The following is a 17,234-nucleotide window of genomic DNA, read 5'->3' as shown; positions in this document are numbered from 1 at the left end:
TTAGATGGTCGGGAATAATCGGATCGATCGATGACCGTTTACCTGCCGACCCTAAAACAGCTGCAATATCTGGTGGCACTTCGCGACAATGGTCATTTCGGCCGGGCCGCGGAGACTTGCTTCGTGAGCCAGTCGACCCTTTCAGCGGGACTGCGGGAACTGGAGACGGTGCTTGGCACCACTCTGGTCGAGCGCACCCGCCGGGTCGTGCGCTTCACCCCGCTGGGCAACAAGATCGCCGAAAAGGCGCGGCGCGTGCTTCGCGAGACCGAGGAATTGGCCGACATGGCCCGCGCCGAAGGCCAGCCCCTGACGGGAGAGTTGCGGCTGGGCGTAATCCCGACAATCGCCCCCTTCCTGCTGCCCTCGATGCTGCCGCGGCTACGCATCCAGTGGCCGAGCCTCAAGCTCTACTTGCGGGAGGATACAAGCCAGGCGGCGTGCGAAGCGCTGCAGCGCGGCCAGCTCGATTGCGTGCTTCTGGCCCTTCCGTTCGCCTGCGGAGACGTCGACCGGGCGGAACTGTTCGAGGACCGGCTGTTCATCGCCTATCCGGGCGGGGAGGCCCCGGCCGACCGGTCGGTGAACGTCGACGCCATTGACGAGAGCCGCCTGCTCCTTCTCGAAGACGGACACTGCCTTAAGGATCATGCCCTGTCGGCCTGCAACCGGCCCGACCTCCGTGCCGAGGCGTCGATGATGGGAACATCGCTGCACACATTGGTGCAAATGGTCGACAATGGGCTGGGCCTGACCTTCATCCCGTCGATCGCGATCGAGGCAGGCATCCTCGAAGGCACCGGGATCGACGCGCGGCCGCTTCGGTCCGACCATGGGGCGCGGAGTATCGCGCTGGTATGGCGCCGATCGAGCCCGCGGGAGGAAGAGTTCCAGCTGCTCGCCGAAGCCCTTCGCAAGATCGCGCTGGACCTGGTTCCGGGTCTTTCGGCGTAACAGATACAGTTTGGCGGCGGACCAAGGGGACGGCCCGCCGCCTCCCTGACCCTTATTTGGCGAGCACCGGTTCGGCGATGCCGACGGGCGTGTCGAGCTTGTCCTTCTGCTCCACGTCGAACCGGTCGGCATTCATCACCTTGGTCCAGGCCGCGACAAAGTCCTTCACGAACCGTTCCTGCCCGCCGGCTTCGGCATAGACTTCGCATACCGCGCGCAGTTCCGAATTCGATCCGAAGACGAGGTCAGCGCGGCTCGCCCGCCACGTTTCGCCGCCGCTGGTACGGTCGGTCGCGACATATTCCTCATCGTCCGTACCTTCGACCGCCTTCCAGACATTGGTCATGTCGAGCAGGTGGACGAAGAAGTCGTTGGTCAGCTTGCCCGGCCGCTTGGTGAGGTGGCCGTGGCCGCGCTCGCCATGATTGGCACCGAGCACGCGCAGGCCGCCGATCAGCACGGTCATTTCCGGGACCGACAGGCCCAGGAGACTGGCACGGTCGAGCATCATTTCCTCGGTTTTCACGCTCAGCTTCTTGGGCAGATAGTTGCGGAAGGCGTCGGCCTGCGGTTCCATCACCGCAAAGCTGTCGACGTCAGTCTGCTCCTGGCTGGCGTCACCGCGGCCGCCAAGGAACGGCACATCGCCGGCGCCGGCCTTCTCGAGCGCGACGACGCCACCAAGCACGATGGTGTCAGCCATAGACAGATTTCCGCGCAGGCCCTCGAGCGTGTCGAGCACTTTGCGCAGCTCGGCCGGTTCGTTCACGTCCCAGTCCTTCTGGGGCGCGAGGCGGACGCGCGCACCATTGGCACCGCCACGATGGTCCGACTTGCGGTAGGTCGAAGCCGAAGCCCAGGCGGTCTTGACCAGCTGGCTGACCGTCAGGCCGCTGTCGGCGATCTTGGCCTTGACCGCCGCCACTTCCGCGTCCGACGGCATCCTTCCGGCAGGAATCGGATCTTGCCAGATCAGGTCCTCTTCCGGGACTTCCGGGCCGAGGTAGCGACACTTGGGTCCCATGTCGCGATGGGTTAGCTTGAACCAGGCCCGGGCAAACGCGTCCTTGAACGCTTCATGGTCGTTGCGGAACTTCTCGCTGATCTTCCGGAATTCCGGATCCATCTTCAGCGCCATGTCCGCCGTCGTCATCATCGTCGGGACCTTTTTGTTCGGGTCCCAGGCCGCCGGGGCCATATCCTCTTCTTTCTGGTTGATGGGCTGCCACTGCTGTGCGCCCGCGGGCGACTTCACCAGCTCATATTCATAGTCGAGGAGCAGGCGGAAATAATTCTCGCTCCACTGGGTCGGCGTGTTGACCCATGATCCCTCGATGCCGCTGGTGACGGTATGTTCGCCGCAGCCGCTTTCATTGCTGCTGACCCAGCCGAAGCCTTGGGCGGCAAGGTCGCTGCCCGCCGGGGCCGCGCCAAGCTTGGAGGGATCGCCGTTGCCGTGTGCCTTGCCGAAGGTGTGGCCCCCGGCGGTCAGCGCGACCGTTTCCTCGGAATCCATCGCCATCCGCTCAAAAGTCGCGCGCATGTCGCGGGCGGATTGCAGCGGGTCTGGATTTCCGCCCGGGCCTTCCGGGTTGACGTAGATCAAGCCCATCTGGATCGCCGCCAGCGGACCTTCCAGTTCATGCATTCCATGCTCGGGGGCGATGCGCGTCTGGACGCCCTCATTGACCCACTTGTCTTCGCTGCCCCAATAAATGTCGCGCTCGGGTTCGAATACATCAGCGCGGCCGCCGCCGAAGCCGAACACCGGACCGCCCATGTCTTCGATCGCGACGTTGCCAGCGAGAATGAACAGGTCAGCCCAACTGATATTCTTCCCATATTTCTGCTTGATCGGCCAAAGCAGGCGGCGGGCTTTGTCGAGGTTGCCATTGTCCGGCCAGCTGTCGAGCGGTGCGAAGCGCTGCTGCCCGCTGTTGGCGCCGCCGCGTCCGTCGGCGGTGCGGTAAGTGCCAGCCGCGTGCCAGGCCATTCGGATGAAGAAGGGGCCGTAATGGCCATAGTCGGCCGGCCACCAAGGCTGGCTGTCGGTCATTAGCGCCTTCAGGTCCGCCTTCAGCGCATCATAGTCGAGCTGCTTGAAGGCCTCCGCATAATTGAAGTCCTCGCCATAAGGATTGGTCGCGCCGTTGGGATTGAGGATTTCTGTCGCCAGCATCTCCGGCCACCAATCCTTGTTGGTGCGGCCAAGCAAAGCGCGAACACCGCCATCGCCCTGTCCCATTGGGCAGCCGCCCATCTCGCCGGTTTTCACATCCATCGTCGACTCTCCTCATGTCAGGGTTTCACCCCGCACTAGGCGTGACGGACGAACGACGGAAACGATTAAACTTGGTCAGGACCAGGGAGAAAATCGATTAGTCGGCAACGCTCAGTCGAGGTGCTTGAGGCCGAGTCGAAGATAGTCGTAGCCGGTGATCAGGGTTAGCGCGGCGGCTGCCCACAGGCTGGCCAGTCCGACAAGATGTATCCACGGTTCGCCGGGAAAGGCGCCGCCAAGGATCAAGGCGCCAAGCGAGACCAACTGGAAGGTCGTCTTCCACTTGGCCATCTGGCTGACCGGCATCGACACGTTGAGGGGCGCCAGAAACTCGCGGAGTCCCGAGACAATGATCTCGCGCAGTAGGATGACCAGCGCCGGAATGATGCTGAAGTCCTGGAGTATCGGTGCCTCGCCATTGGCTTTCCGGCTGGCCATCAGCATGACGATCACCGCCGCGACCATGATTTTGTCGGCGATCGGATCGAGAAACTGGCCAAGCTTCGAGGTCAGCCCCTGGGCCCGGGCCAGGTAACCGTCGAAATAGTCGGTGATCCCGACGATGCAGTAAAGGACGAAGGTGATCGCATAATCGAGCGCGGTCGGCCGCCACAGCAGGAAGACCAAGATCGGCACCGCGAGGATCCGCGACAGCGTCAGCAAATTGGGCAGTGACAGCATCGCGCATCGCTAGGACAAGCTCGCACGATTGCCCAGACAGAAAAATGCGCCGCTTGAATGGCGTGGCGGCTCCGCTATCACCGTCGCGAGCGACAATGCAGGACAGCGCACACCTTCTTCGCACCCGGCGCTTCCTGCCGATCTTCGCCACCCAGTTCCTGGGGGCGTTCAACGACAATCTGTTCCGCACCTCGATGGTGATGCTGGTGATCTACGGCATCTACCGCAATCCGCAGCAGGAGGCGACGTTCAGCGCCATTGCCGGAGGCCTGTTCATCCTTCCCTTCTTTTTGCTTTCCGCGCTTGCCGGCCAGTGGGCGGATGAACGGGACAAGGCGCAGATCGTCCGGATCGTGAAGACCGCCGAAATCCTGATCATGATCGTGGGTGCGGCAGGGTTGCTGCTGCACAATGTGCCGCTGCTGTTGCTCGCACTATGCGCGATGGGGGTGCATTCGACATTCTTCGGGCCGATCAAATATGCCATCCTGCCACAGCATTTGAGGGATGACGAGGTCCTGGCCGGAACCGGCCTGGTCGAAGCCGGCACCTATATCGGCATCCTCGGCGGGACCTTGCTTGGCGGGATCCTGGTACTGCAGAATCCCGACGGCAGCTTTCATGCCGAGTGGGCGGCCGCCGCGGTCTTGCTGGTCGCCGTCGTCGGTTGGATTACCGGCCGGCAGGTGCCGCCGGCGCCGCCCGATCGCAACGCGCCGCCGTTCCGCTTCGACTGGCATATCGTACGCGCTTCGATCCGGCTCGTCAGCGCCACGCTGCACATCCCGCGACTATTCCTGGCGATCATCGCCATCAGCTTTTTTTGGGCAATGGGCGCCGTGCTGGCTGCCCAATTCCCGCCACTGGTCAAGAATGCGCTGGGTGCCGACCAGACGGTCGCGACGCTGTTTCTTGCGACTTTCTCCATCGGCGTGGCGGTCGGTTCGGTGGCGATCAACCGCCTGCTCGGCGGCAAGGTATCGGCGCGTTATTCACCAATGTCGGCGCTGCTGATGGGCCTGTTCGTGCTCGACCTGTTCCGTCGCGTCAAAGGCTGGCCGCCTGCTGCGGATTCGTTGCGTGATCTCGGTGACTTTCTCGCCATGCCGAACAGCTGGATGATCGTCATCGACCTTCTTGGCGTGGCCATTGCCGGAGGCATGTTCGTGGTGCCGCTCTATGCCTTTCTCACCACCAGCGTCCCGAAGGCGGAAACGGCGCGGACCATTGCCGCCAACAATATCGTCAATTCGGGCCTCATGGTTGCGGCGACGCTGGTCCTCACCGCGGCGATCGCGACGGGGGTCAGCGTCGCCGACAGCCTGTTGATCGTCGCGGCAGGAAGCATGGTCGCAGCGTGGCTGGGATGGAAGCTTCACCTCGCATGCGATTGAACAGACACTCAGATTTAACGGACTGAGACTGAGCGCGAACGGCGCGTTAGGCTAGGTAAATGGTCATGAAAAGGAAGCCGCCGGCAAAGGTCAGCGCAAACATCCTGAGGTCATCGGCAAGGGCGGGCGCGGGCGACGCGGGCGCACCCGGAGTCCGGCGGCCGAACGGCCGGTGGCGAAGATAAAGGGCATGGCGTCGAAGCATCCGCACAACACTTTCTTAACGTCAATTTTACCATCCCATCAACGCCCTTGATGCGAATGGCGATCCCATCGTCCCACGCTGGGACGATCGGAACCTTGCGACGAGGTGTGGGTGGTCAGGCGGTGTGGGCGGAGAGCTTGTGCGCGGAGGGCGCGACGTGCCGCGAACGCAGCATGGCGGTAACTTGGTCACCGCTGATCGGCTTGCCGAAATACCATCCCTGCCCGACCGAGCATCCGAAACCGGCGACCGCGGCATGGGTCGTGGCATCCTCGATCCCTTCCACCGTGACCGGGACCTTGAGCGCTTCGGCAAGCGTGGCGACCGCGCGGACGATCGCTGCGCTTTCGGGATCGGTGGCCAAGGTCGCGACGAAGCTGCGGTCGATCTTGATCACATCGAACGGCAGCGCGCGCAGGTGGGCTAGTGAAGAAAAGCCGGTGCCGAAATCGTCCAGCGCCAGCCGGATCCCCTGGTTTTTCAAGCTGGTGACGATCGTCCGCGCAAGGTCCAGGTCGGCAAATAGCGAGCTTTCGGTGATTTCGACCACCAGTCGCTCGGCCGGAAAACCCGTCTCGGCGAGCAGTCGGACGATCCGCTGGGCAAGCCAGCTGTCGGTGAGCTGAGTCGGCGAGATGTTGACCGAAATCTTGATCGACGGATCCCAGGCCACCGCCTGAGCCAGCGCATTGAGGATCACCTGTTCGGACAGCCGCCCGATCAGCCCATGCTCCTCGGCGATGGGGATAAAGCGGCTAGGTTCTATCGGTCCGCTGAGAGGATGATCCCAACGCGCCAGCACCTCGAAGCCGACAATGTTGCCGGTCAGCAAGTCGACCTGAGCCTCGAAATAGGGAATGAACTGGCCATGCTCGAGGCCATGGCGAATGCCCTGCTCGATCTCGCTATGCGCGATGAGCGCGCGTTCCATTCCTTGGTCAAACCAGATCGGCCGCGCCGAGCGGGTGGACTTGGCGCGGTCGAGCGCGATGTCGGCGCGCCGCAGGAAATCCGGCACCTGCCCCTCGCCCGGATCTGACTCGGCAATTCCAAGGAAGGCGCCGACCTGGACCAGCCGGCCGTCGATCTCCATCGGCCGGGTGACCGCCTGCAACAATCGCTCGGCGAGTAGGTCGGCCGGTTCGGTGTCGCCCGCAGCAGCCGCAAAGGCCACCGCAAATTCGTCCCCGGCCAATCGGGCGACCAATGGCTCGGAGCCGACGATTTCCCGAAGCTCAAGTGCGATCTGGCGCAGTGCCGCATCACCGACATCATAGCCGTGGCGGTCGTTGACCGCCTTGAATCGGTTGAGTTGCAGCGAGAAAATGATCAGCGACTGATCCCGGCCCTGTGCGGACAGCCGAAGCTCCTCGCCGTCATCGGCAAATCCCTTGCGGTTAAGCAAGCCGGTCATGCCATCGGTCGAGGCGATCAGCGCGGCACGGGCCTCGCCGTCGCGACGAAGTTCGGCCTCATGTTGCAGGTCGACATAACGGCGCCAGCCGAACAGGATGAGCGCGACATTGAGGGTAAGTGCGACGGCGGCGATCTTCAGGCCGGATTCCATCTCCGATCCGGCAAGGCTCAGCCGCTGGAAAAACGCCGAACCGTTCCAGATAAGCAGGACCACCGCGGCGATGACAATCGCCAAGACGAACAGGTCGCGCCGGGCGCTGGCCAGCGGCGCGCTACGGTCCCGCCACGCGGACTGAACGGAGAAATAACCACGCACGGGCTGACTGATAGCCCGCAGACCTTAAGAATTTACTCAAACGTAGATCAAGGTCGCGCCGGCCCATGGCGCATCGCCGACGGCAGACTGGCTGAGCTTATAGACGGGCCCGTCACCCGCGCGCTTTCGCCGGGTGTTTCGCTGATGGTGCGGACGGCGGGACTCGAACCCGCACTCCCCTAGGGGAAGAAGATTTTAAGTCTCCAGCGTCTACCGGTTCCGCCACGTCCGCACAGGGGCGCCAATCACTGGGCGGCGATTTCGCCAAGATTGAGCCGCTCGCGCATTTCCTTCCCCGGTTTGAAATAGGGGACGCGCTTGGCGTCGACCTCGACCGCTTCGCCGGTGCGCGGGTTGCGGCCGGTCCGAGCATCGCGCTGCCGGGTCGAAAAAGCGCCAAAGCCGCGCAGCTCGACGCGGCCGCCTTGCGCGAGCTGGTCGGTGATCGAATCGAACACGGCGGAGACCACATTTTCGACCTCGCGTTGCGACAGGTCTGGAAAGTCACTGCACAGCTTCTGCACCAGCTCCGAACGGATCATTTGTTCCCCGTGAAATAATTGGCCCTGTACGCCAGCCCCCCCGGCGCTGGGGCCTTGCCTATCAGCCTGTTCGCGAAAGGAAAAGGGCGCAGATGCATGTGCATCCGCGCCCCGTCCTTTTTGCAATGCGGCAGGAAGGCCGCACTTGCCGTTACTTGGTCTTTTTCTTGGTGGTCTTCGGTTCGGGTCCGGCTTCCGCCTTCTCCTTGAGGGCCGCACCGAGGATGTCGCCAAGCGAGGCGCCACTGTCCGACGAGCCATATTGTGCAACCGCCTGCTTTTCCTCGGCGATCTGCAGCGCCTTGATCGAGAAGTTCGGCTTCTTCGACCGGTCGAAACCGGCGACGAGCGCGTCGAACTTCTGGCCGACCTGGAAGCGCTCCGGACGCTGTTCGTCACGGTCGCGGCCGAGGTCGGTACGCTTGATGAAGCCAGTCGCTCCGTCGTCGCCGACCTGCACCTCAAGCCCACCGTCGCGCACTTCGAGAACGGTAACGGTAACCGTTTCGCCCTTGTTGACGCCGCCCGAACCCGCGGCAACGACGCCGCCGCGTTCAAGCTGCTTCATGCCGAGCGAGATACGCTCCTTCTCGACGTCGACATCGAGGACGACGGCCTTGACCATTTCGCCCTTGCGGTGAAGCGCCAGCGCTTCCTCGCCCGACACGCCCCAAGCGATATCCGACATGTGGACCATGCCGTCGACGTCGCCGTCGAGGCCGATGAACAGGCCGAACTCGGTCGCGTTCTTGACTTCGCCTTCGACGGTCGAGCCGACCGGGTGCTTGTCGGCGAAATCGGTCCAGGGGTTCGACTGGGCCTGCTTGAGGCCGAGCGAGATGCGACGCTTTTCCTGGTCGACCTCAAGGACCTTCACTTCGACTTCCTGGCTGGTCGAAACGATCTTGCCTGGGTGGACGTTCTTTTTGGTCCAGCTCATTTCGCTGACGTGGACCAAGCCTTCGATGCCCGGCTCCAACTCGACGAAGGCGCCATATTCGGTGATGTTGGTGACGCGGCCTGTGAAGTTGCCGTCGACCGGATATTTCGCGGTTGCGCCTTCCCACGGATCGGCTTCCAGCTGCTTCATGCCCAGGCTGATGCGCTGGGTCTCACGGTTGATGCGGATGATCTGCACCTTGACGGTGTCGCCGATATTAATGACTTCGCTCGGGTGCTGGACGCGCTTGTAGCTGATGTCGGTAACGTGCAGCAGCCCGTCGATGCCGCCAAGGTCGACGAACGCACCATAGTCGGTGATGTTCTTGACGACGCCTTCGATCACTTGGCCTTCGGTCAGCGACTGGATCAGGCCAGAACGCTGTTCGGCGCGGGTTTCTTCGAGAATCGCGCGGCGCGACACGACGATGTTCCCGCGGCGACGGTCCATCTTGAGGATCTGGAACGGCTGAGCAAGGTCCATCAGGGGCTGCACGTCGCGGACCGGGCGGATGTCGACCTGCGAACCCGGAAGGAACGCCACGGCCCCGCCGAGATCGACCGTAAAGCCGCCCTTGACCCGGCCGAAGATCACGCCGTCGACGCGGTTGCCGGCTTCGAATTCCTTTTCAAGCTTGTCCCATGCGGCTTCGCGGCGCGCGCGGTCGCGGCTCAGCATGGCTTCGCCCTGTGCGTTCTCGACGCGATCGACATAGACTTCGACAGTATCGCCGACGCTAAGTTCGGCCTTCTGGCCGGGGGCAGCGAATTCGCGCAGCGGGACGCGGCCTTCGCTCTTCAGCCCGACGTCGATGACGGCGAGGTCGTTTTCGATACCGGTGACGGTGCCCTTGACGACGCGGCCCTCAAAGGCCTCATCTTCACCGCCAAGCGTTTCGTTGAGAAGCGCCGCGAAATCGTCGCGGCTCGGGAATGCCGTGCTGGCCATAGAAAAACAATCTTTCAAACAATGCGAAGGCCGCCAGCCGGGGACAATTCACCGGCTTACCATCGGGCGGACTTGGCTATGCCAATCCTGCTTGTCGGACCCCATGCCCGACAGGCATCCATCGAAGCGGCAATAGCGGCTGCCCTGATCCAGCCATGAAGCGGGTCGGGTCCGGGGAAACTTGCTTCCCGGCCCCTAATCGCTCGCCGTAGCTGACGGGCACCCGCGGAACAGCCCACTCCGCCGGACGGCGGGCGCATAGCGGAACGGGATACATTCTACAAGGGAAGCGAACGGTTTCGGCTCAGCCGTTCGCGGTCGCGCCGATCCGCTGCGCGACCAACCGGATCGCGGCGGCAACCGCCTCGTCCACCGAAAGGTCGCTGGTGTCGAGTAGGTCGGCGTCGACCGCTTGGGCAAGCGGTGCCGCGGCCCGACCCGAATCCCGCGCATCGCGGGCGCGAATGTCGATCAGTACATCTTCAAGGTGGGCAGTGCCCCCCCGCCCGACCAGTTCGGCGAGGCGGCGCTGGGCGCGCACCTCAGGGGACGCGGTAACGAACAGCTTGGCTCTCGCGTCCGGCACGATCACCGTGCCGATATCGCGACCGTCCAGAACCGCGCCCGATGAGCGGGAGGCAAAGTGGCGCTGCCGGTCGAGCAAGGCGGCGCGCACGTCGGGGTAGGCGGAAATGCGGCTTGCGATCGAACCCACGATCTCACTGCGCAGGTCGGGATCGGTCGGATCGACCTGGGCCACGCCGTCGCACGCCCGAAGCGCCTCGAACGCGCTAGCCGGATCACCGCCAAATCGGAACAACGTCAGCGCAACCGCCCGATAAAGCATGCCCGTATCCATGTGCGGCAGGTCGAAATGGCGGGCCAGCGCGCGGGCGATGGTGCCCTTGCCGCTTGCGGCGGGGCCGTCGACCGCGATGACGATGGGACGAATGCGGTTGGACATGGGGCCGCGCTTTGACAGGCGCACCGGCCTATGGCAAGGCGCCCGCCGATTACTGGCCGGGCCGCCGCGGACCCGCCACCTTCATGGAGATATGACCCGATGGTCAAACCCGAATGGGGCACCAAGCGCACCTGCCCCAAGTGCTCGACCCGCTTTTACGATCTCGGCAATGACGAGCCCGTAACCTGCATTGAATGCGGTAACACCTGGGCACCGGAGCCGGTGCTCAAGTCAAAACAGCCGCTGCCGTTCGAAACGGCGTCGCCTGAAAAGGAAACCAAGGAAGACGAAGATCTGGGCGCCGAGGACCTGGTCCCCGACGACGACGAGGAGCCGAGCGCCGACGACGAAGTCGACCTCAGCACCGGCGACGACGACCTGGGCGTCAGCAAGAAGGACGAAGACGACGAGAATTGATCAACGCGGCCCAATAGGGGCATTTTTCCCGTTGGCAGATGGGAAAGCATCCCCTAAAGGGCGCGTCCGGACGGGGCCGTAGCTCAGCTGGGAGAGCGTCGCAATGGCATTGCGAAGGTCAGGGGTTCGATCCCCCTCGGCTCCACCATCCGTCCTCAACCCCTTAATGGGCTGAGGAAATCCCAGGAAAAAGTCTTCCCGCGCCTCGTGCTCCGCGATCCGTTGCGCGGTTGCGGCGCCGCAACCGCCAGCTGGCCCAAGCTCCGGTCAGCGGAATAGGAGAATTGGCAGCCCGAGGCCTTGCATCATCGCCGTTGCAGTGCTGCCGACGATCAGGCTCCGCAGGGGCGAGTGCCCATAAGCGCCCATGATGACGAGATCGGCTTGCCGATGGCGGGCTTCGGCCAGCAGGGTAGCGTCCACGTCGCCGGCCACCGTCTCGGCCCTACTGCACCGTTCGCCAAGGACTTCGGTAGCCCATCTGAGCGCGTCGCGGCTCCTGTCAGTTTCCTTGCCAACCAGCACGACCGTGATGGCGACGTCGGCGAACAGGGCAGAGGTTGCCGCGAAGCTAACCGCCTTGCGGGCGCTCAAGCCGCCGTCGAAGGCGATCATCGCGCGGTGGATCGGCCTGAACGTGCGGCTTGCGACCAGGACGGGCCTGATGCTTTCCCGGATGACCCGTTCGACCTTGCTGCCCAGATGCCCCTCGGCGAAGTCCGCCGAAGCGCCGCGCTTGCCGATCACCACCATGTCGGCGTCCTGCTCACGCTCGATGATCGTTTCGACGATCCCGCCATGCCGGTGAACGGCCTCGATAGAGTTCACGCCGGCGCCGCGCAGCCGTTCGATCGACACGGCAAGCAAGGCCTTGCCATTCTCGCGCGCCAACTTGGCTTCGGCCTCCTCGATGGCCACCAGCTCTTCGAGCAGCGATGACTTGGCCCCCAGGCCTAGGGCGCCGCTGAGATCGTTGCGCGCGGTCATTGCATCCTTGCGCTGAAGGATGTGCAGAAGCTCGACCGATCCATCCAGGCGGGTCGCCAGCCACGCGGCGTGGTCACACACGCTGGACGCATATTCGGACAAGTCGATACAGGCGAGCAGCTTCATCTTCTCGGCCTCCTCAATGCGTCTGCAGCGCATCTTGCGCGCCTGGCTTATCATGAACCCCGAAGCGGTCGACCATGGTCGCGCTCGCTTCGTTCAGTCCGACAACATCCACATCCGTCCCTTCGCGGCGGAACTTCATGACTGCCTTGTCGAGCGCGGCCACGGCGGAAATGTCCCAGAAATGGGCGCGCGACACATCGATGACGACGCGGTCGACGACTTCCTTGAAATCGAAACTGGCCATGAATCGTTCGACCGAGGCGAAGAATATTTCCCCTGTAATGGCATAGCTGCGCACGCTTCCGTCGGCGCTTGCCGTCGTGGCCACCGAATAGAGGTTGCGAACCTTGCTAGCGAAGAACAGGCCGCTGAGGAGCACTCCGGCAAGCACGCCCTTCGCCAGGTCGTGGGTCCAAACCACGACGATCACCGTCGCAATCATGACGGCCGAGCTGTGCCAGGGATGATGGCGGATATTCTTTATCGACGTCCAGCTAAACGTACCGATCGACACCATGATCATCACCGCCACCAGTGCGGGCATCGGGATCTGTGCCACCCAAGGCCCAAGCACGACGATCAGGAACAGCAAGACCGTCCCTGCGGTAAAGGTCGACAGACGCGTCTGCCCGCCGGACTTCACGTTGATCACCGATTGCCCGATCATCGCGCAGCCTCCCATGCCGCCGAAGAAGCCGGTCACGAAGTTGGCGATGCCCTGGCCCCTGGTCTCGCGGTTCTTGTCGGAAGGCGTGTCGGTCAGTTCGTCAACAATCTGTGCGGTCAGCAGACTCTCGAGCAAACCGACCACAGCCATGGTCAGCGAATAGGGCAGGATGATTCGCAGCGTTTCCAGGGTGAAGGGAACATCGGGGATTAGGAATGCGGGCAAAGCCCCCGGCAGCGTCCCCATATCCCCTACCCGGTTGACCGGCATCGCTTGCCACACCGCGAACAGTGACAAGAGGACGATGGCGACCAGCGGCGAAGGGATCGCGCGGGTCAGGCGCGGCAGCAGGTAAATGATCGCCAGCCCTGCGATGACCATCGCATAGGTATGCCACGTTACGCCGATCAGTTGCGGCACCTGGGCCATGAAGATTAGGATCGCGAGGGCGTTGATGAACCCGGTGACGACGGAGCGCGATACGAATTGCATCAGGCGGTCCAGGCGCAACAGGCCGGCAACGATCTGCAAAAGGCCCATGAGCACCGTCGCCGCGAACAGATATTCGACGCCATGATCCCTGACCAGCGGTACGACCAGCACGGCCACCGCAGCCGTTGCCGCCGATACCATGCCGGGGCGACCGCCAACGAGGGCGATGATCACGGCGATAGAGAATGATGCGTAAAGACCAACCTTGGGGTCGACGCCCGCGATGATCGAAAAGCCGATGGCTTCCGGGATCAGTGCCAGCGCCACGACGATCCCGGCGAGAATGTCGCCACGCGGGTTGCTTAACCACTCGCGGCGAAGCGATGCGGATTTGAACATAATTACCTGATCAGCAGATCGAACCTTTGGGGGCGAGCAGCAGGCTGCCTCAACGCAAAGTCTCAAAAGTTGTCCGGGGGATTGGCGCCCGGCCGAGCCACCCGATCGGGTCGGGTCCGGCGAAGGCCCGCCTATGACGGCGATCGGGTCGTTTATCAACCCGCGGGCGAATCCACCCCAGGCGTGCCGCGGGCCGAAAGAGCCTCGATGGCTCGAGCCGCAGGGCCACGAACCTGGCCGATTTCGAGATGCCGCCGCCCCGCCGGGGATGTTAGGGGTTTCTCAGCGGGACGGCGGCACTCGGGCGCTAAATGCCTAGGACAAGGCTCGCCCGAGCTGAAATTCCTACCTTCTTCTCCCGCTCTTCGGCGCCAAGCTCGCCGGCGATGCGGAACCCGCTGCCGCCCCCGATCCCGCGCAGCCGGGCAACCCAGCCGCTGTCACGCTTTTCGGGGGTCAGGGTGAAGCGGTCGCCATCTTCAAACCTTGCGGTGGTCTTGCCCAGCGATCCGCCGACGATCTGCCGCCGGCCGCCTTCAAGCTCGACCCGGAAATAGCCTTCGGTCGGACGACGGGCGCCCCACTCGAAGCCGGCGATCATCAATCCGTTGACCGCCAGCTCGTCGCTGGTGCGCTTGTCGACGGCGAGGTCGAGTGCACTGCCACCGCCCTTTTCCCGATATTTGTCTTCGCTCAGCCGGTGATATTCGACGCTTGCCGAGGGACGGATGAAGAATGACCCAGCCCACAGCTCATAGCTGCCGAAGGCGGTGCCCGAGACCATCGATCCGTTCCAGTCGCCCTTGATCGTGCGCTCGATCAGGTCATCGCCCTCACCGGCCTTGAAGTAGCGCTGTCCCTCGAAGCTGACGAAGGAATAGCTGCCCCGCGCGCCCAGCTGCAGACCGCCGGTCCGCAAACGCCAGTGGGCCGCAAGAGAATATTGGTTGGCGGTGACCGAATTGTCGGTCGCCTTGTCGTCATCCTTGCCCCACAGGTAGCTCAGCGTGGCGCCAAGCCTGCCAAAGCCGGTCGACAGCTCCGCGGTACCCGATGCCCCCCATCCGCCAATCTCATAGCCCGCGGTGTTGCCGATGCTCTTCGACGAGCCCCAGGCGACCTGGCCGAAGGTGACGTCGACTCCGCCATCGTCCTCATAGGGTTCCTTGGGATCATTTAGCATTCGGGCCACCGCGCGGTCGCCCATGGTCACCGCTTCGAAAGCACCGCCGGCATGTTCGGGCAGCATTTGGCGGATCTGGCCAACGAATTCCTTCTGGTTGCGGATCGCGAGGAAGCTGTCGCCGACGTCGTCGTCGGTGGTCAGCGCCTCATAAACCGCATTGTAGGCGGCTCGCTCGGACCGGTTGAGGCCAAGTTCGGAGCCGCTTTTCCGGCTGATGTTGACCGAAACCTGATTGCCCGAAACCGCCAGCGTTCCCTTGTAAAGGAAGGGCAGCATTTCGCTCGTCGCCGCAAGGTTGCTCGCGCCGGTCAGTGTACCGGCGTTGAGAACCACGAAATTGCCCTCTGCCTGGGCGACATTGGCAACGTTCAGCTGAAGCTTGGATCCGGCTGCGAAGCTGGCGGCGCCACTGACGTTTAGCAGGCTGGATTCGCCGGCCGCATTGCTTAGCGACACGGCGAACGTGCCACCATTGGTGACGTCGAGCGAGGCGATGTTTGCCGTCTTGACGACCCCGAAGGTGCCCTTGTCCACCGCTACCGCGACACCCGTAGAGTTGGTCAGCTGGCCGGTGAAGGACGATGTCCCGCTAATGGTCAGCATGTCGCTGCCCCCGCCGAAGTCGACCGATCCGTCGAAGGCCGATGTCCCGCTCATGGTGAGTTGATCCGAGCCGGCGCCGAAGCTCAGCTTTCCTACGGCGACTGCGTCACCCGACAGCAGGAAACGATTGTCCCCGGTCCCGAAGCTGACGTTGCCCGCCAGCTTGCCGTCGGCGACGTCGAGCGTGTCATTGCCCGTCCCGAACTTGATGTCGCCGCTGATCGAGGGCGCGGCGAAACCGGCCGCGACGACTGTCTGCTTGACCGTCGTACCGCCGCCGTTGGCGCTGAGGTCGATGGCGACGTTCCGAGTCGAGGTGGCGGTTGCGCCGCTGGCGGTGATCGCGCCGCTGTTCTCGATCAAACCGAGGGTGCCCGAATTATCGATGATGGCGATCGCCGTCCCGTCGGCGCCGGTCGAGGCCTTGATCTGCCCGCTGTTGCGCAACAGGGGCAGATTCGCGCCGGCCTCGACATTCACCGCCGTCGCACCCGCCGACGCATGATTGCCGCTGCTCGCCAGGATCTTGCCGGCGTTGCGAAGTTCGGGGGTCGTCGCGCCAGCGCCGAACCGGACGGCGGTGGCCTGCCGGTCGAGCGACTTGGCTTCGATCGTTCCATTCACGCCGATGCCGTTAGCAATGGATACGGTCCCGCCCATGCCGCCCAGCTGCAGCGCGTTGCCGTTGACTCCGGTGTAGACGCCCGAACCCAGGATACTGCCGTCGACGATGAGCCCGAACCCGGTCCCGGTCCCTTCGGTTGCGCCGATGGAGACTGCGCCGGCAGACCCGACCCGCAGCGCCGCGGCGGAACCGTAGGAAATAATCGAAGCGGTCCCTTCCTTGGCATCTTCGATGCCGTCATTGTCTTCATCATTGTTGGTCGGGCTATTGTCCTTGGGAGGGACCGCAAGGATGATCCCCTTTCCGACATTGCCTTCGATCGAAACTGCGGGACCGCCCTGCAGCAGGTCGTCGGCATCAAGCTTGGACGGGTCCGCTGGGGCCGTGGTGGAACGATAGCCGGTAGCGACGATCGTGCCCTGCAACTCCATTGCTCCTGCGATGTTGCCGGTGGAATGAACGGCGATCGCGCCCTGCCCCTTCGCGGAAATGATGCCTGCCAGCCGCGCCTTCCCGCTGACGTCCGACAAGCGGACGCCGATCACATTGTTGCCAAGCACGCTGGTCGTACCGTCGTGACGGAAATTCCCGGTCAGCGGCCCGCCAAGATAGATGCCCGCGCTGTCGTTGCCCTCGACGGTAATCGTCGCGCCCGATGCGACCAGGATGTTGCCGGTCATCGCGCCATTGGTGCGGATGCCGAAGCGCCCGCTGCCGACCGCGAACGGACCGTCGAGATCGCCGTCATTGTCGGCATCGGTCGGCGTGTAAGGCTCGTCAACGATGATCTTGCCGCTGATGGTAATGTCGCTGGTGACCCCCGCTGCGACATCCACGCCGACGACGTTGTTCACATTCCCGATCTGGATGATGCCCTGGTTATTGAGCTTGTGGTTGCTGTCGATAATGACACCGCCGCCGACGGTGCCGTTCACGATCCCCGACGAGTTGATCAGGATATCGTCGGGTAGCCCGCCGGTTTTCACCGTCGACGTGCGGACTGGGCCGGTAACAGTCGTGGAGATCGTCGTCTCGGCCGCGGCTGGAGTTGCGATGGCAACGAGGCAGGTCGAGGCAAACAGCAAGTGACGCATTAAGGCTCCCCATTCAGCTGGTCATCGCAGCCGCCGGGCAGCGGATGCGCTTCAGCC

Annotated in this window: 12 protein-coding genes, 2 tRNA genes, 1 pseudogene and 1 other annotated feature; of the genes and pseudogenes, 4 read left to right on the top strand and 11 right to left on the bottom strand. The window is 63.5% G+C overall.

The window, feature by feature from the left end; all coding sequences use genetic code 11:
• Positions 1 to 30 precede the first annotated feature (30 nt).
• On the top strand, positions 31 to 954 hold the full coding sequence (locus tag FMM02_RS09140) for a hydrogen peroxide-inducible genes activator (RefSeq protein WP_147494547.1): 924 nt from the start codon (positions 31 to 33) through the stop codon (positions 952 to 954).
• A gap of 52 nt (positions 955 to 1,006) precedes the next feature.
• Here FMM02_RS09140 and katG read toward each other — a convergent pair whose 3' ends face one another.
• Together katG and pgsA are read right to left on the bottom strand one after the other, a co-directional pair.
• Complete coding sequence (gene katG / locus FMM02_RS09135) at positions 1,007 to 3,235, bottom strand: catalase/peroxidase HPI (protein WP_147494546.1); 2,229 nt, start codon at positions 3,233 to 3,235, stop codon at positions 1,007 to 1,009.
• Positions 3,236 to 3,346: 111 nt separating this feature from the next.
• Positions 3,347 to 3,916, bottom strand: coding sequence for a CDP-diacylglycerol--glycerol-3-phosphate 3-phosphatidyltransferase (pgsA, locus tag FMM02_RS09130; protein ID WP_147494545.1), 570 nt, complete (start codon positions 3,914 to 3,916; stop codon positions 3,347 to 3,349).
• 95 nt (positions 3,917 to 4,011) lie between these two features.
• On the opposite strand from pgsA, the gene FMM02_RS09125 reads away from it, so the two are divergent.
• Positions 4,012 to 5,310 carry an MFS transporter gene (locus FMM02_RS09125; protein ID WP_147494544.1) on the top strand — a complete coding sequence of 433 codons (1,299 nt, stop codon included), beginning with the start codon at positions 4,012 to 4,014 and terminating at the stop codon, positions 5,308 to 5,310.
• 46 nt (positions 5,311 to 5,356) lie between these two features.
• Here FMM02_RS09125 and FMM02_RS11220 read toward each other — a convergent pair whose 3' ends face one another.
• The 6 genes and pseudogenes from FMM02_RS11220 to FMM02_RS09100 form a co-directional block, all read right to left on the bottom strand.
• Complete coding sequence (locus FMM02_RS11220; RefSeq protein WP_187107752.1) at positions 5,357 to 5,515, bottom strand: hypothetical protein; 159 nt, start codon at positions 5,513 to 5,515, stop codon at positions 5,357 to 5,359.
• A 115-nt stretch (positions 5,516 to 5,630) separates the two neighbouring features.
• Positions 5,631 to 7,247, bottom strand: coding sequence for a putative bifunctional diguanylate cyclase/phosphodiesterase (locus tag FMM02_RS09120; protein ID WP_147494543.1), 1,617 nt, complete (start codon positions 7,245 to 7,247; stop codon positions 5,631 to 5,633).
• Between the two features lie 145 nt (positions 7,248 to 7,392).
• Positions 7,393 to 7,479 (bottom strand) — tRNA-Leu (locus tag FMM02_RS09115).
• 13 nt (positions 7,480 to 7,492) lie between these two features.
• Positions 7,493 to 7,798, bottom strand: a pseudogene (locus FMM02_RS11485) (integration host factor subunit beta); the annotation flags it as partial.
• 142 nt (positions 7,799 to 7,940) lie between these two features.
• Positions 7,941 to 9,677: a 30S ribosomal protein S1 gene (gene rpsA, locus FMM02_RS09105; protein WP_147494541.1), complete on the bottom strand. Its 1,737-nt coding sequence runs from the start codon at positions 9,675 to 9,677 to the stop codon at positions 7,941 to 7,943.
• 304 nt (positions 9,678 to 9,981) lie between these two features.
• Positions 9,982 to 10,620: a (d)CMP kinase gene (locus FMM02_RS09100; protein WP_147495050.1), complete on the bottom strand. Its 639-nt coding sequence runs from the start codon at positions 10,618 to 10,620 to the stop codon at positions 9,982 to 9,984.
• A gap of 120 nt (positions 10,621 to 10,740) precedes the next feature.
• On the opposite strand from FMM02_RS09100, the gene FMM02_RS09095 reads away from it, so the two are divergent.
• Entirely contained in the window at positions 10,741 to 11,058 is a 318-nt protein-coding gene (locus tag FMM02_RS09095) for a TIGR02300 family protein (protein WP_147494540.1), read from the top strand.
• A 72-nt stretch (positions 11,059 to 11,130) separates the two neighbouring features.
• Positions 11,131 to 11,206, top strand: a tRNA-Ala gene (locus FMM02_RS09090).
• Between the two features lie 119 nt (positions 11,207 to 11,325).
• On the opposite strand, the gene FMM02_RS09085 is transcribed toward FMM02_RS09090, so the two are convergent.
• The 3 genes from FMM02_RS09085 to FMM02_RS09075 all read right to left on the bottom strand — a co-directional run bounded on the left by FMM02_RS09085 (position 11,326) and on the right by FMM02_RS09075 (position 17,177).
• Positions 11,326 to 12,204, bottom strand: a complete 879-nt coding sequence (locus tag FMM02_RS09085) for a universal stress protein (protein WP_246104763.1) — start codon at positions 12,202 to 12,204, stop codon at positions 11,326 to 11,328.
• Entirely contained in the window at positions 12,185 to 13,669 is a 1,485-nt protein-coding gene (locus FMM02_RS09080) for a SulP family inorganic anion transporter (RefSeq protein ID WP_147494539.1), read from the bottom strand. The genes FMM02_RS09085 and FMM02_RS09080 overlap by 20 nt, the downstream gene beginning before the upstream one ends.
• A gap of 67 nt (positions 13,670 to 13,736) precedes the next feature.
• Positions 13,737 to 13,790 (bottom strand) — a sequence feature (sul1 is cis-regulatory element that is thought to sense ions involved in sulfur or methionine metabolism; They are found in Alphaproteobacteria).
• A 186-nt stretch (positions 13,791 to 13,976) separates the two neighbouring features.
• Positions 13,977 to 17,177, bottom strand: a complete 3,201-nt coding sequence (locus FMM02_RS09075; protein WP_147494538.1) for an autotransporter outer membrane beta-barrel domain-containing protein — start codon at positions 17,175 to 17,177, stop codon at positions 13,977 to 13,979.
• Between the last annotated feature and the right edge of the window lie 57 nt (positions 17,178 to 17,234).

It is taken from the genome of Sphingomonas xanthus (assembly GCF_007998985.1).
GTDB classification, from domain to species: Bacteria; Pseudomonadota; Alphaproteobacteria; order Sphingomonadales; family Sphingomonadaceae; genus Sphingomicrobium; species Sphingomicrobium xanthum.
This window is presented reverse-complemented; position numbering and strand designations above follow the sequence as displayed.